The organism is Kitasatospora sp. NPDC059327 (genome assembly GCF_042752535.1).
In the GTDB taxonomy this organism is placed as follows: domain Bacteria; phylum Actinomycetota; class Actinomycetes; order Streptomycetales; family Streptomycetaceae; genus Kitasatospora.
The window spans coordinates 90,996-104,428 of record NZ_JBHYYB010000023.1; the positions used below are offsets into that span (position 1 = coordinate 90,996).

The 13,433-nt window shown below is 73.8% G+C and carries 14 protein-coding genes and 1 pseudogene; 10 read left to right on the forward strand and 5 right to left on the reverse strand.

Annotated elements, in window-relative coordinates; genetic code table 11:
• The first annotated feature begins 20 nt into the window (after window positions 1–20).
• The 5 genes from ACFXHB_RS16745 (at window position 21) to ACFXHB_RS16765 (ending at window position 4,687) form a co-directional block, all read left to right on the forward strand.
• Entirely contained in the window at window positions 21–1,100 is a 1,080-nt protein-coding gene (locus ACFXHB_RS16745) for an ATP-binding cassette domain-containing protein (protein WP_380574979.1), read from the forward strand.
• The gene (locus ACFXHB_RS16750; RefSeq protein ID WP_380574981.1) at window positions 1,100–1,921 is read left to right on the forward strand and encodes an ABC transporter permease; all 822 of its coding nucleotides are present in this window, start codon (window positions 1,100–1,102) and stop codon (window positions 1,919–1,921) included. Before ACFXHB_RS16745 ends, ACFXHB_RS16750 begins: the two co-directional genes overlap by 1 nt.
• A 145-nt stretch (window positions 1,922–2,066) precedes the next feature.
• Window positions 2,067–3,053 (forward strand): aldo/keto reductase, encoded by a 987-nt coding sequence (locus tag ACFXHB_RS16755; RefSeq protein ID WP_380574983.1) that lies wholly within the window; start codon window positions 2,067–2,069, stop codon window positions 3,051–3,053.
• Window positions 3,054–3,318: 265 nt separating this feature from the next.
• Window positions 3,319–3,921: a TetR/AcrR family transcriptional regulator gene (locus ACFXHB_RS16760; protein ID WP_380574984.1), complete on the forward strand. Its 603-nt coding sequence runs from the start codon at window positions 3,319–3,321 to the stop codon at window positions 3,919–3,921.
• A 166-nt stretch (window positions 3,922–4,087) separates the two neighbouring features.
• The gene (locus ACFXHB_RS16765; RefSeq protein ID WP_380574986.1) at window positions 4,088–4,687 is read left to right on the forward strand and encodes a DUF4188 domain-containing protein; all 600 of its coding nucleotides are present in this window, start codon (window positions 4,088–4,090) and stop codon (window positions 4,685–4,687) included.
• 15 nt (window positions 4,688–4,702) lie between these two features.
• Here ACFXHB_RS16765 and ACFXHB_RS16770 read toward each other — a convergent pair whose 3' ends face one another.
• On the reverse strand, window positions 4,703–5,950 hold the full coding sequence (locus ACFXHB_RS16770; RefSeq protein WP_380574987.1) for an SUKH-4 family immunity protein: 1,248 nt from the start codon (window positions 5,948–5,950) through the stop codon (window positions 4,703–4,705).
• 214 nt (window positions 5,951–6,164) lie between these two features.
• On the opposite strand from ACFXHB_RS16770, the gene ACFXHB_RS16775 reads away from it, so the two are divergent.
• Window positions 6,165–6,911 (forward strand): C39 family peptidase, encoded by a 747-nt coding sequence (locus tag ACFXHB_RS16775; protein WP_380574989.1) that lies wholly within the window; start codon window positions 6,165–6,167, stop codon window positions 6,909–6,911.
• Window positions 6,912–7,008: 97 nt separating this feature from the next.
• Here the strand turns inward: ACFXHB_RS16775 and ACFXHB_RS16780 are convergent, their stop codons facing one another.
• Window positions 7,009–7,866: a hypothetical protein gene (locus tag ACFXHB_RS16780; RefSeq protein ID WP_380574990.1), complete on the reverse strand. Its 858-nt coding sequence runs from the start codon at window positions 7,864–7,866 to the stop codon at window positions 7,009–7,011.
• 330 nt (window positions 7,867–8,196) lie between these two features.
• On the opposite strand from ACFXHB_RS16780, the gene rpe reads away from it, so the two are divergent.
• The 3 genes from rpe (at window position 8,197) to ACFXHB_RS16795 (ending at window position 11,290) form a co-directional block, all read left to right on the forward strand.
• Window positions 8,197–8,880 carry a ribulose-phosphate 3-epimerase gene (gene rpe / locus ACFXHB_RS16785; RefSeq protein ID WP_380574991.1) on the forward strand — a complete coding sequence of 228 codons (684 nt, stop codon included), beginning with the start codon at window positions 8,197–8,199 and terminating at the stop codon, window positions 8,878–8,880.
• 121 nt (window positions 8,881–9,001) lie between these two features.
• A complete protein-coding gene (locus tag ACFXHB_RS16790; protein WP_380574992.1) occupies window positions 9,002–10,186 on the forward strand; it encodes an alpha/beta hydrolase in 1,185 nt (394 codons plus the stop codon).
• A gap of 144 nt (window positions 10,187–10,330) precedes the next feature.
• Window positions 10,331–11,290 carry a pirin family protein gene (locus ACFXHB_RS16795; protein ID WP_380574994.1) on the forward strand — a complete coding sequence of 320 codons (960 nt, stop codon included), beginning with the start codon at window positions 10,331–10,333 and terminating at the stop codon, window positions 11,288–11,290.
• Between the two features lie 578 nt (window positions 11,291–11,868).
• Here ACFXHB_RS16795 and ACFXHB_RS16800 read toward each other — a convergent pair.
• Window positions 11,869–11,982: pseudogene (locus ACFXHB_RS16800) on the reverse strand (glutaminase); the annotation flags it as partial.
• 182 nt (window positions 11,983–12,164) lie between these two features.
• Window positions 12,165–12,782 (reverse strand): glycosyltransferase family 4 protein, encoded by a 618-nt coding sequence (locus ACFXHB_RS16805; RefSeq protein WP_380574995.1) that lies wholly within the window; start codon window positions 12,780–12,782, stop codon window positions 12,165–12,167.
• On the opposite strand from ACFXHB_RS16805, the gene ACFXHB_RS16810 reads away from it, so the two are divergent.
• Window positions 12,775–13,218 carry a hypothetical protein gene (locus ACFXHB_RS16810; RefSeq protein WP_380574996.1) on the forward strand — a complete coding sequence of 148 codons (444 nt, stop codon included), beginning with the start codon at window positions 12,775–12,777 and terminating at the stop codon, window positions 13,216–13,218. The two genes, ACFXHB_RS16805 and ACFXHB_RS16810, sit on opposite strands and share 8 nt — an antisense overlap.
• Before the next feature lie 17 nt (window positions 13,219–13,235).
• Here the strand turns inward: ACFXHB_RS16810 and ACFXHB_RS16815 are convergent, their stop codons facing one another.
• A complete protein-coding gene (locus ACFXHB_RS16815; RefSeq protein WP_376083077.1) occupies window positions 13,236–13,385 on the reverse strand; it encodes a hypothetical protein in 150 nt (49 codons plus the stop codon).
• Between the last annotated feature and the right edge of the window lie 48 nt (window positions 13,386–13,433).

The window sequence follows — 13,433 nt, forward strand, 5'->3', positions numbered from 1 at the left end:
ACCTAGAGAAAGGCAGACCCATGTCGGACACCAGCCGGCCCGCCGTCGAGATGGCGGGCGTGACCAAGCGATTCGGCACCACCGAGGCTCTGCGCGGCCTCGACCTCACCGTCCCGGCCGGCACCGTCTGCGGCCTGCTCGGCCCGAACGGCGCCGGCAAGACCACCGCCGTCCGGGTCCTCGCCACGCTGGTCGCCCCCGATCGGGGCACCGCCCGGGTCGCCGGGTACGACGTGGTCCGCCAGGCCGAGGACGTGCGCCGCCGCATCGGACTGGCCGGGCAGCACGCCGCCGTCGACGAGGGCATCACCGGTCGCGACAACCTCCGTCTGCTCGGACGGCTGCACCACCTCGGCGCCCGGGCGGCACGGGCCCGCGCGGAGGAACTGCTCGAACGACACGGCCTCGCCGAGGCCGGCGATCGCCTGGTCCGCACCTACTCCGGCGGCATGCGGCGCCGGCTCGACCTGATCGCCAGCCTGGTCACCGCGCCACCCCTGCTCTTCCTGGACGAGCCGACCACCGGCCTCGACCCGCGCAGCCGGCAGGGAATCTGGGACACCGTCAGGGAGCTGGCCGACGGCGGGACGACCGTGCTGCTCACCACCCAGTACCTGGAGGAGGCCGACCGGTTGGCCGACGACATCGTGGTCGTCGACCACGGCGCCGCGATCGCCACCGGCCCGCCACGACGCCTCAAGGCGGCGATCGGCACCCGGATCTCGGTCACCCTCGCCGACCCGGCCGCGCTGGCCGACCCGGCCGGGCGCGGGGACGCGGGCGCCCTCGCCGGCCCGGACGGCGACGGCCGGCTCGGCTCCGCCGCCGTGGTGCTCGCCGCCCTGGCGAGGAACGGCGATGTCGTGGTGGACCACGCCGAGCGGACCGTCACCGTGGTCACCCGGCCGGGGGTGGAGGTGCTGCTGCCCGGGTTGGTGCGCGAGCTGGACGCGGTGGGCGTGGTGGCCCGGGACGTCGCGCTGCGCCCGCCGTCGCTGGACGACGTCTTCCTCGCGCTGACCGGCGGCCGCGAGAGCGACTCCGGCCAGTGCCCGGGCGGCGCCACCGGTGCGGCCGACGCGCTGGGGAGGGCCGCCTGATGGCCGCCGGGTACGCGGTTCCCGCCGCACTCCCCGTCCCGGTCCGGCTGGTCCGCGACACCTGGTCCGCGATGCTCCGCGTGCTGCTCAACTACCGCCGCTCGCCCGCCCTCGTGGCCGCCTCGCTCGCGGTGCCCGTGGTGATGGTGGTGGTCTTCGGCTACGTGTTCGGCAGTGCCATGCGGGTACCGGGCGGCGGCGACTACCGGGAGTTCCTGATGCCCGGGCTGTTCGCCATGGTGGCCGTCAACGGCATGATGCCCACCATGGTCGGGGCCGCCCGCGACGTCGGACGCGGGGTGACCGACCGGCTGCGGTCGATGCCGCTCTCCCGCACCGGTCTGCTGCTCGGTCAGACCTTGGCGGACCTGGTGGTCAGCGTCGTGGTGCTGGCCCTGCTCGCCGTCGTCGGCGTGGCGGCCGGTTGGCGGATCAGGGGCGGACTCGCCGACGCCGCCGAGGCGTTCGCGCTCCTGCTGCTGTTCCGCTTCGTGATGACCTGGGTCGGCACGCTCCTCGGACTGGTCGTGGGCAAGGAGGACCTGGCGGGTCAGCTCGCCGTCGCCGTCTTCCCGTTGGCGATGGTCACCAACGCGTACGTGCCCACCGGCGGGATGCCCGGCTGGCTGCGGACGCTCGCCGACTGGAATCCGGTCAGCGCCGTCGTGCAGGCCTGCCGGGAGCTGTTCGGCAACCCGTCCGCGCCCGGCTCGAACTGGGCGACGCAGCACGCCGTGCCCGCCGCCCTGCTCTGGTGCGCTCTGCTGCTGGCGGTCTGCGGGCCGCTCGCGGTACGGAAGTTCGCCACCCACGGTCGGTGAGGCCGCCGTCCGGTCGGTGAGGCCGCCGTCCGGTGGGTGAGGTGGCCGTCCGGGTGGCGGTCCCGCCGGAGCGAAGTGGCGGATCCGCCGCCCGGTCAGTGGAATGTGCTGGACACCCGGGCCGGTGCGGCAGATGGTGGGCACCATGGAGTTCACCCATCTCGGCCGTACCGGCCTGACCGTCTCCCGACTCTGCCTGGGCACCATGAACTTCGGCCCGCACACCGCGGAGTCCGACGCCCACCGGATCATGGACACCGCCCACGAGCGGGGCATCAACTTCTTCGACACCGCCAACGCCTACGGCCGTGACGACGAGGGCAACCTGAAGGGCCGTACCGAGGAGATCATCGGCAGGTGGTTCGCCCAGGGCGGCGGCCGCCGCGAGCGCACGGTGCTCGCCACCAAGGCCTACGCCCCGATGGGCGACTGGCCCAACGAGGGCCGGCTGTCCGCCCTCGGCATCCGCCGCGCCGTCGAGGCCAGCCTGCGCCGTCTGAACACCGACCACATCGACCTGTACCAGATGCACCACATCGACCGGGACACGCCGTGGGAGGAGATCTGGCAGGCGATGGAGGTCCTGGTCGCCCAGGGCAAGATCATCTATGTCGGGTCCAGCAACTTCGCCGGCTGGCACGTCGCCCAGGCCCAGGAGGCCGCCCGCTCCCGGCACTTCCTCGGCCTGGTGAGCGAGCAGTCCCTCTACAACCTGATGGACCGCACCGTCGAGCTGGAGGTCATCCCCGCGCTCCAGCACTACGGCCTCGGCCTGCTGCCGTGGTCCCCGCTGCGCAGCGGTCTGCTCGGCGGCGTCCTGCGCAAGCTGGCCGAAGGCGTGGCCGTCCGCGGCGCCATGGGCCACGCGAGCGAGATCCTGGAGGCCAACCGCGAGCGCATCCAGGCCTACGAGGACTTCGCCGCCGAACTCGGCGCCGACCCGGCCGACCTCGCCCTCGCCTGGCTGCTCACCCGACCCGCCGTCACCGCGCCCATCGTCGGCCCCCGGACCCTCGCCCACCTCGACGCCGCGGTGGCCGCGCTCGACCTCACGCTCGACCAGAAGACCCTCGACCGCCTCGACGAGATCTTCCCCGGCCACCGGCCCGCCCCGGAGGACTACGCCTGGTAGGCCGCCGTCCGCCGTGCTCGACGCGGGGCGTTTCGCGCCCGCGGGCCGCCGTGTGCGTCGAGCGCCGCGGTCGTCCACGGCCGGGCTCGTCGACCGCCGGGCTCGTCGACCGCCGGGCTCGTCGACCGCCGCGCCCGGGCTTCGGGGGAAGCTCGGGAGCGGCGGTGCGCCGGCGCCCGGGGGTGCCCCCGGGGCGGGGGGTCGACGGCGTGGGCCTTCGGCTACCCGCCGGTCACCCCGGTCGGCTGTGGTAGCACTTGCTGGCATGACGGAGAGGCCTGCCGAGCGCAGCAGTTATCACCACGGCGCCCTGCCCGAGGCGCTGGTCACGGCGGCGTTGGGGCTGCTGGACGAGGAGGGTCCGGGAAAGGTCACCATGCGGGAGGTGGCGCGGCGGGCCGGGGTGTCGGCGGGTGCGCCGTTCCGGCACTTCCCCGACCGGCAGGCGTTGCTGACGGAGCTGGCGAACGACGTGCTGGCCGACTTCGAGCGGTGGCAGCTGGCCGAGATCGAGCGAAGCGAGGGCCCCGCGATGCGGGCACTCGGGCTGGGGTTCGTCCGGTACGCGATCCGGCATCCGCACCGGTTCGAGCTGGTCCGCTCCCGGGTGTTCACGGCGACCCGGCAACCCGAGCTGCGGCAGCGGCTCTCCGGGATCGACGAGGCGCTCACCGGGTTCATCGTGGCGGACCAGGAGGCGGGCCGGCTGCGCCCCGGGGATCCGGCCCTGGTGGGTCTGGCCGGGCAGGCGCTGGTGTACGGGCTCGCGCAGATGATCGTCGACGGCTATCTGCCGTCGGAGAAGGCGGAGGAGCTGGCCGAACAGGTGCTGGACGCCTTCGGCCAGGGGATCGGCAACCACCCGTGAACGCGGGTGTCGACCTCGGTTGAGCGTGGGCGCCGACCCCCGTTGAGCGCTGGTGTCAACCTCCGCTGTGAGTAACGGATTTGGGAGTGTTCCGAGCCTTGACCGGACTCTCGGCCGCTGATGTAATCACCGATTACATAGGCGGAGGAGAGCACTGGAGGCACATATGTTCGCCAAACCGACTCCCGGGTACACGACCGCGGCCGTCACCGGTGACACCGTGGTGCTGCTGATCGGGATGCGCATCAACCGCTTCTGGGCCGTCCACCACTGGATGCCGGTGATGGCGGCGATGTTCCGGATGCTCCACGACCTGGCCAAGGAGCCCGAACGCGGGCTGCGCGGACGCGTCCTGCTGACCGCTTCGCCGCGCACCTACTACGTCGTCCAGTACTGGGAGTCCAAGGAGAAGCTGTACGGCTACGCCGCCGCGCCGGACGCCTTCCACCACAAGGCGTGGGGGATGGCCAACCGCAAGATACGCGCGGGGAAGGTCCGCCAGCACGTGGGGCTCTGGCACGAGACGTACGTCGTGCCGGAGGGGTCCTACGAGGCGATCTACTTCGACATGCCGCCCTTCGGGCTGGCGGGGGCCCACGGCTCGCTGCCGCTGGAGAGCCGGGGGCGCCGCGCCGCGGACCGGCTGGCCTACCGCTCGCGGAAGGAGGACGGTGCGGCGGGCGGGCACACCGGGCAGACCGAGGACGCCGGGCTGTCGAAGGACGCCGGGCTGTCGAAGGGCGGCGGGGAGGGCGCGGTGGCGTAGTGGGGGCGGCCCTGGTCAGTTCAGCAGGCCGCCCATGTGGGCGTCGTCGGCGAGGAGTTGCCAGGAGTGGCCGGGGGTCGCGAAGGCCTCCGGGTCGATGGCGGTGATGACCTCCTCGACCACACCGCTCAGCAGTGACCGCGGGTCGAAGGCCTCCCAACTCCCGGCCGCGCGCCCGTACTCCCAGCGGCGCCACTCCGCGCGCAGCCGCTCGCAGACCCAGAGCGAGTACAGGAGGGCGGACAGGTCCCGGTTGAGGTAGGCCTCGGGCTCGCCGACCTCGTTCCAGTCGGGCAGCTCCAGCCGGCCGGTGGCGCCGTCGAGGGCTATCACGAGGTCGTAGGGCCAGTCGCCGACGGCCAGGTGGTCGCGCTGGTGGTCCCGGTTCTCCGGGAGGGCGTCGTCGGGGCTGCCGGGCTCCTCGTGGTCGTCGGCCGACCTGTCCTCCGGGGGGAAGTACTCCGGGTAGGCCTCGGCCATCGTGCGCAGCGGCTCGTCGTCGGAGACGGTCAACAGCCCGCCGCCGAGGGGCAGTCCGACCTCGGTGAGCAGGCGCCGGGTCGGTTCGTGGGTGAGCCGCTCGGTCAGCTCCTCCGGTCGGTAGCGGCGGACCAGTCCGTCGGCGCCGAGCGTGGCGAGATCCTCGACCAGCTCCGGCCCGAGCGCGTACGCGAGCGCGCCGGGGCCGCCGGGCAGCGCGCCCCAGGCGAGCGAGCGCACCAGGAGGGCCGTGTCCCAGTGCGGGGGAGCGTCGTCGGCGCGCTCGAACAGCTCCAGGTCGATCGCGCGCATCCGCTGCCGGGTGACCCCGACCACCTCCGCGACCACGGCCGGCCCGCGCTGCCCGTCGAGCGCGGCGGGCTCCGCCGCCGCCACGGCCACCGCGTCGACCTCGCGCATCAGCTCGACCAGCGTCGGCAGACTGGAGGCGATCAAGTCCCGGCGCAGCCCGTCGTGGCGGTCGCCGCGCCGCCGGGCGGCCAGGAAGACCTCGCCGGTGGCCCCGTCCAGCAGGACGGCGTCACCCTCGTAGTCGGTGTCGGCGACGTACCCGGTCTCGCCGAGGACGAACAGCCGCGCCGCCGGGCCCGCGCCCACCGCGCCCAGCGGGGGCGCCTCCAGGGCGGCGAAGTCCAGGAAGGCGCCCTGACCGGGCAGCCCCTCCCCGGTCAGGAAGGCCCGGCTGGGTTGGTGGGACACCTCCTCCGGCAGATCCGCCGACTCCAGCCGCAGGCGCTCGCTCCACTGGGCCTCGATGCTCATGCCCGGCCACTCCTCCCCAACGCGATGATCCCGAGCGACCCTAGCGGGCCCCACCGACAATCCGGCGGGACGGGGGACGGGGGACGGGGGACGGGGGACGGGCGGCGGGCGGCGGGCGGCGGGCGGCGCGGTGACACGGGGACACGGGGACCGGCCGTCGTCGGTGCGAGTGTCGTGGGCCCGGGGTGGCGGAGCGGCGTGAGAGCGTCGGGGAATGGTGGAGAGCGGCGGCCGGACGGCCGTGGTGCACGAGGTGCCGTACTACGCGCAGTGGGAGTCCCCGGATCTGGTCCGGGAGATCATCGACGGATCGGTGGACGCGTCGGACGATCCGCGCTGGGGGCAGTCGGGGGCCGACACGCCGGAGGCGTACGCGTACTGGTCCTGGCGGCTGTGCGGGGTGGCCTGCCTGCGGATGGCGCTCGACCGCTGGTGGGGGGTGGCGCCGCCGCAGGTCGCGCTGGCGGCGGAGTGCCTCGCGGCCGGCGCGTACACCCAGGACGGCGAGCGGCTGCACGGGCTGATCCACACGCCGTTCGCCGCGTACGTCCAGGAGCGGTGGGGGCTGGCCGCGCAGGCGCGCGAGCTGACGGCCGGGGAGGTGGCGGCGGAGGTCGCGGCCGGCCGGTTGGTGATGCTCTCCGTGCACCCCGCGATCCGCGAACCGGGCAGCCCCGAGCCGCACCGGCGTGGCGGGCACCTGGTGCTGGCGGTGGGCGTCACGGGTACGGCCCTGGTGATCCACAACCCGTCCGGGTTCGCGGGCGAGTCGCAGGCCTACGCGCATGTGCCGTGGCGGCGGTTCGACCGGTTCTACGCGGGCCGCGGGATCGTGCTCGGCCCGCCGGACCGCGCCCGGCCGGCCGGTGAGGGCGGGCCGGAGTCGGGGGCGGGGCCGGCGGGCACAGGGGACTCGGAGGGCTTGGAGGGCGCGGAAGGGGCATCGGGGCTGCGGAGTTGAGCGGCGTCCGGGCCGGCTGCGCCCGACGCCCGGCCCACGAGGTGCGGGGGCCGGGCGTCGGGCTGGTCGGGGCGGTGAGCGCTCCGGCGAACGGGCGTCAGGCCGTCGTGGCCGGCAGGCCGATCGGGTTGATCGGGGGGAGCGCGGTGCGGCAGAGCGCGGAGATCGGGGTGAGGGCGGCGGCCAACCGGTCGAGTTCGGTGCGCGGGTGGCTCTCCCAGACCCGGGCGGCGGCCAGGTCGGTGGCGGCCTCCAGGGACTGGTGGCGGATCCGGCCGCACTCGGTGATGGCGCCGCGCTCGGTCAGCCAACCGCGTTCCACCAGACGGGCGGTGGCGTCCTCCCACTCCTCGTCGGTCCAGCCGCGCATCGGTTGCAGCACCTCGCGGCGGACGTCCAGCGCGCAGCGCACCACCAGCGCCTCGCACCCGTCCAGCCCGGCGGAGACCAGCGCGGCGACATGGCCGTCGCCGCGGTGCTCACGCATCACGGTGGCGGCCTGCCAGAGCCGCCCGTACAGACCGGCCGGACGGGGGACGGCGGCGTTGGCGGCGGCCAGGACCCGACCCGCGCAGTCCAGCCGGTCGACGGCCCGCTCCAGCAGGTCGGCCACCAGCTCGACCTGCTCCGGCTCGACGTGCTCCAGCAGCCGCGCGAGCGCCGCCGAGGCCCCCGCGACCCGGGCCGCCAGGGCGGCGTCCGGGTCCAGCAGCTTCCAGACGTGCGGCAGGGCGCGCTCCACCGGCGCGGGCGCGAAGTTGAAGAACGCGGCGATCACCGGCGGGGCGTCGACCGCGCCCAGCGGCGCCGACCGGCCGGCGAAGTAGCCGCGCCAGCCGCCGCGCAGCCCGGCGTCCTCGAACGCCGTGCGGCCCTCGGGGGAGAAGTAGGTGACGGCGTGCACCGGCTCGAAGAGCCACCACAGGGCCCGGGCGGGGTGGACCAGATCGGCCAACGGAGAACCTTCCTCGAAGGGGGCGTGGAGCGTGCGGGCGCAAGCCGGCGGGGCGCGTGGGACGGTGCGGCGCGGGCGCTGTCCGGGGAACCCCGGTGCGGACAGTGCGGAGGGTGTGTGGTGGAAACGGGGCGGGAACGAGGGTGGCCAGAGGCGCGAAACGCCGGGTTGCACAGGGCTGATGACCACGGCGGCGGTCACGGTAACCCCTGAGCGGGTGTGATGCGGGTCACGGGGAGGTCGCGCGGTTCAGTTCCGGCCGACTCCCCGCGAGATGATGGGGCGAGGTGCCCGCTCCAGGTGCCGGAACCCTCGTAGGAAGCATCGGAAATGGCGCAGATCAACCCCAGCATCCTGTCCGCGGACTTCGCCAGGCTCGCCGACGAGGCCGAGGCCGTCAGGGGTTCGGACTGGCTGCACGTCGACGTGATGGACAACCACTTCGTGCCCAACCTCACCCTGGGCGTCCCGGTGGTCGAGGCCCTCGCCCGTGCCACCAGCACGCCGCTCGACTGCCACCTGATGATCGAGGAGCCGGACCGCTGGGCCCCGCAGTACGTCGAGGCCGGTGCCGGGTCCGTCACCTTCCACGTCGAGGCCGCCGCGGCGCCCGTCCGGCTGGCCAGGGAGATCCGGGCCAAGGGCGCCCGCGCGTCGATGGCGCTCCGGCCGGCCACGCCGATCGAGCCCTACGAGGACCTGCTGCCCGAGCTGGACATGCTGCTGATCATGACGGTCGAGCCGGGCTTCGGTGGCCAGGCGTTCCTCGACATCATGCTGCCGAAGATCCGCCGCACCCGGCAGCTGATCGACAAGCACGGTCTGGAGCTGTGGCTGCAGGTGGACGGCGGGGTCTCCGCGAGCACCATCGAGCGCTGCGCCGAGGCGGGCGCGGACGTGTTCGTGGCCGGTTCCGCGGTGTACGGCGCGGAGGACCCGGCCGGGGCCGTCGCCAAGCTGCGCGAGCTGGCGGACGCGGCGACGGCGGACTCCTGGTGGGGCTGCAAGCACTGAATCACCGGGGACACCGCCCCCGACCAGCGGTGACGAGTTGTTGATCAGCTGTGACGATCACGGTGCGGCCCGCCGGGCCGGCCCGACGTACAGTGCTGGCTGACTGTCGGAGGGGAGAACCGTGGACCTGGACCACCAGGGGAGTGGGCACACCGGAGCGGGTGCCGGGGTCGGTGCCGGGGGGCGGGCGGTGGCCGCACCGCCGCTGCCCGCCGCACCGCCCCCACCGGTCGCACCGCCGCTGCCGCCCGGGTCGCCCGTGGGTGCGCCGCCCGCTGTGCCGCCCGCCGCGCCGCCCGCCGCGCCGCCCGCGATCGGGCCGGGCGGGGACGGGGCGCGGCCGGGGGCGGCGCTCCTCGGGTCCCTCCGGTCGGGGGCGTTCGGCCCCGGGACGCTCGGGCGGCGCCGGCTGCTCCGGGCCGGTCTCGGCCTCGGCGGTCTGGCCCTGGTCGGTACCGGCACGGCGGTCGCCCTCTCCGGCGGCTCCTCGGACCCGGACACCCCGGGCGGTTCCGGCGGGACGGGCACACCCACCGGTGCCGGCACGCCCACCCCCACCCCCACCGCGTCCACCGCGGCCGTCGTCCCCTCGCTGCGCAACGAGGAGCAGCGCTCGGCCGCCCGGAACGGCGCTGCGGTGAAGATGATCACGATCGTCCCGCAGGGCATCGCCCGCCCGGCCGACCTGCCGGTCTGCGTCGCCCTGCACGGGCGCGGCGCCACCGCCCAGGCGTGGACCGACCTCGGGCTGCCGCAGATCCTGGTCGCCGCCATCGCGGCCGGCGTGCCCCCCTTCGCGGTGGTCGCCGTCGACGGCGGCGACGCCACCTACTGGCGGCGCACGCCGTCCGGCGACGACCCGCAGAAGATGCTGCTGGACGAGCTGCCCGGCTGGCTCGCCAAGCAGGGGCTGCGCGCGCCCGAGGCGGTCATGGGCATATCGATGGGCGGCTTCGGCTCGCTCCGCTACGCCCGCAACCGGGGCGCCGGTTTCGGCCCGGTCGCGGTGCTCAGCCCGGCGCTGTTCCGTAGCTGGGGGGACGCCAAGGCGGTCGGCGTCTTCAAGGACGAGGCCGACTGGCGCGAGCACGAGCCGCTGCTCCACCAGGACCAGCCGCACGGCCGCCCGATCGGCGTCTGGTGCGGCACCGAGGACCCGTTCTGCGACGCGGCCCGCAAGCTGGTCGGCGACACCGTCCAGGCCCGCTTCACCCCCGGGGCGCACGACGCGGCGTACTGGCGCAAGGTCCTGCCGGACGCCGTCTCCTTCCTCGGCCGCGCCCTGGCCGGTCGCGGCGCGGGCTGACGGGTCGGGGGCCTTCGGGCCGGGCCGGTCGGCCCGCGGGTGGTGGAGGAACGCGCCCGGTTGATGGATGATCAATGCCGACGACGCCGGCCCCGGACCGCACGGTCCGGCCGGTCCCGACCCGCACGGTGGTGGAGCAGCGACATGAGCAACCTCGATCAGAAGCCCGCCCCGACGCCCTGCGGCGGCGAGTCCGGCGGCGGCCCGGTCCGCGAACTGCTGACCGGACGCCAGGTCCCGCTCGGCGAGAGCACCGTCGTGCGCCGCCTGCTGCCCAACCTCGGCCGCCGGATGGTCGGCGCCTGGTGCTTCGTCGACCACTACGGCCCGGACGACATCGCCGACGAGCCCGGGATGCAGGTCCCGCCGCACCCGCACATGGGCCTGCAGACGGTCAGCTGGCTCCACCAGGGCGAGGTGCTGCACCGCGACAGCCTCGGCAGCCTGCAGACCGTCCGCCCCTACGAGTTGGGCCTGATGACCTCCGGCCGGGCGATCTCGCACTCCGAGGAGTCCCCCCGCGAGCACGCCCGCTACCTGGAGGGCGCCCAGCTCTGGGTCGCCCTCCCGGACGCCCACCGGCACACCGCCCCCACCTTCGAGCACCACGCCGACCTGCCCGTCGTCACCGCCCCCGGCCTGCGCGGCACCGTCATCCTCGGCAGCCTCGACACCGCGACCTCCCCCGGCACCGCCCACACCCCCCTGGTCGGCGCCGACCTCGCCCTGACCGAGGGCGCCGACCTCAAGCTCCCCCTGGAGCCCGGCTTCGAGTACGCGGTGCTCTCCATGTCCGGCAGCGTCGACGTCGACGGCGTCCGCGTCGAACCCGGCTCGATGCTCTACCTCGGCAGCGACCGCCGCGAACTCCCCCTCCTCGCCCGCACCGACGCCTCCGTCCTCCTCCTCGGCGGCGAGCCGTTCGAGGAGAAGCTGGTCATGTGGTGGAACTTCATCGGCCGCTCCGGCGAGGAGATCGTACAAGCACGGAACGACTGGGAAAAGGGGATTCGCTTCGGCGAGGTGCACGGCTACGACGGTGCCCGCCTCCACGCCCCCGCCGTCCCCGACATCCCTCTGAAGGCCCGCGGACGGGTGCGCTGACCTGAGAAGATGCTTCGGATGAAGCATCTGTTCCGATCGCTGTCGACCAGACTGTTCCGGCATCCGAAGCGCATCGGAAGGGCAGTGGCGGGACAAGTTCCGCTTCCCGTGCCTGCCTCCTCGGGAGGCAAGACACGGGGCGCGTCGATTCTCAGGTCTACGCGCGTTTCGCAAGGTCTGCTCGTACTGGTGCCGACTTCTTTGCTGACTTTTCTGACTGGTCGTCAGTGACGGATTGGCCTGGTCGGCCACCGCTTGACCGAGCCGACTTCGCCGTGTTTCGGACTGCACCACGGTCATGTTGCTGATTCGAAAACCTGCGTCGTTGTGGAAGAAGCGGCGCGCGGAGCCCCGAGGAGCGCGCGCTACAGCGAGATCACCGTGGATCCGGCGGTGCTCGGCGGCTCCTTGTCGTGCCGTGTCTTGTCGGCCGGGAGGTCCGCGGCGGTCCGGTTGCCCTCCTGGCGTCGCACCGGTCAGCAGCAGCGGACCGGCACCCGTTTCTCACGCTCTGCGGGGCGCATCCGTTCGTACGCTCAGCGGGTGGGGACGGGGGCGTGCGGGTGGAGGAGGCGGTGGCGGTGGGCGAACTCACCCGCCGCATCGTAGGTCCCGCACGTGAGCAGGACAGCGTTGATGCGCTCGGCTTCGCTGCGTGGCAGGCGGGTTCCGTCGGCCCGGGTCCCGTGCCGGTCGACCTCGGCGCCTCTCCTGCATCCGGTTCGATGAGCGACTACTTCAAGGACGGGCCCGGTCAACTCGCGGGACTTGTCGCGGGAGAAGATCGGCGCAGGGAAGCCGAAGGCGCCGGCCCACAGAAGGTCGAACCCGTCAACGAGCAGCAACGGGGCAGGGGTAGCTGTGGTTTCGGGCATCACGACACCGCTTCCAGGAAGAAGTCAGCGATTCGGCGGGGCTCGAACGCGGCCGCTCGCCGATACACGGTCTGTGTAGTCGCGGCGTACAGTATGTCATCTTCCAGCAGGGTTTGTGCCGCCTTGTGAAGGGCGGTCGGTCCCTTGCCGTGGTCGACGAGCAGGTGGTCGCCGTGGCCGGTCGGGTCGATCAGGGCCGGCAGGTTGCCCACACGGTAGGCGATGACCGGGGTGCCGACGCTCATCGCCTCCAGTGCCACCAGGCCGAAGGTCTCCTTGAGGCTGGGAACGATCACGACGGCTGCTCCGGCGAGCCAGGGCAGCACCTCGTCCCAGGCCAGTGCCCCGCGCAGGTGGACACCCGGGGTGCGGGCCGCCGCCTGGCGGCAGCGGGCGAGGAGTTCGGACTGCGAGCCCTCGCCGGCCTCGAACCCGGCTTCGGCGAGGGCTACCTCAACCGGCCGGTCCCAACCGGCGGTGGTCTCCAGCAGGTCGAGCCCGCCCTTCTCCGGTCCGAGCCGCACGAGGACGCGCACCGGACCGCTGCGGCGCAGCTGCTCGCGGCGGGACGGCGGCGGCAGGGCCACCGAGGCGTCGGCCAGGAGTGCGTTGGGCACGACGCGGACAGCACGGCTGCCCCGGGCCGCCGAAGCCCTGGCCGACCAGCTCGCCGCCACGCACCCCCTCGACCGGGTCGTCTACCGCGGCGGTGCCCGTGTGCCCGTCCGGGCCTGGGCCGAAGCCGCCGCCCTGGCCCGAATCGCTGTCGTCTACAACACCGGCACTCTCACCGTCGCCTGCGAACACTTCGTCCAGCTGGTGGAGCTTTTCGACGGATTGGACTGCGGGTGGACCAGTCACCCCGGCCCAGACAAGGCCACCCGCAGCCTGCGCACCATTGAAGGCGCCGCCGACCGGCTGATCTCCCACCACCGTTGTAGGTGGGGCTTCGGACTGAGGCCGGAAGCGATCACCACCGTGGGGGGCGACGTAGCGGGATGCTGGCTGGGGGACTCGGGGCCGGTCAGCGGCCCGTCATATCCTTCCGGGTGACGGGCCGCAGCCACTTCCTAACGCCGGCCGCTCCTGCGCACCGGAACCGCAATCGCGGCGAACCCGGTGCCAAGCAGCGTCATTGCGGCCGCGTCGAGTTCGGGGTGCCGCACAAGGATCACAACCATCACACCAGCTGCCAGCGCCGAGCGGCTCAGCTCGATCACCTCGGAAGGTGTCCAACCTCCCGCTGGCGGCACACCCGGCCGCCGTTC

Bases quoted from the DNA above. Each gene is read 5' to 3' on its own strand.
- ACFXHB_RS16770 (WP_380574987.1), bottom strand. From the start codon at position 5,950: ATGAGCATCGAGGCCCAGTGGAGCGAGCGCCTGCGGCTGGAGTCGGCG.
- rpe (WP_380574991.1), top strand. From the start codon at position 8,197: ATGGCGCAGATCAACCCCAGCATCCTGTCCGCGGACTTCGCCAGGCTC.
- ACFXHB_RS16755 (WP_380574983.1), top strand. From the start codon at position 2,067: ATGGAGTTCACCCATCTCGGCCGTACCGGCCTGACCGTCTCCCGACTC.
- ACFXHB_RS16750 (WP_380574981.1), top strand. From the start codon at position 1,100: ATGGCCGCCGGGTACGCGGTTCCCGCCGCACTCCCCGTCCCGGTCCGG.
- ACFXHB_RS16745 (WP_380574979.1), top strand. From the start codon at position 21: ATGTCGGACACCAGCCGGCCCGCCGTCGAGATGGCGGGCGTGACCAAG.
- ACFXHB_RS16775 (WP_380574989.1), top strand. From the start codon at position 6,165: ATGGTGGAGAGCGGCGGCCGGACGGCCGTGGTGCACGAGGTGCCGTAC.
- ACFXHB_RS16760 (WP_380574984.1), top strand. From the start codon at position 3,319: ATGACGGAGAGGCCTGCCGAGCGCAGCAGTTATCACCACGGCGCCCTG.
- ACFXHB_RS16795 (WP_380574994.1), top strand. From the start codon at position 10,331: ATGAGCAACCTCGATCAGAAGCCCGCCCCGACGCCCTGCGGCGGCGAG.
- ACFXHB_RS16765 (WP_380574986.1), top strand. From the start codon at position 4,088: ATGTTCGCCAAACCGACTCCCGGGTACACGACCGCGGCCGTCACCGGT.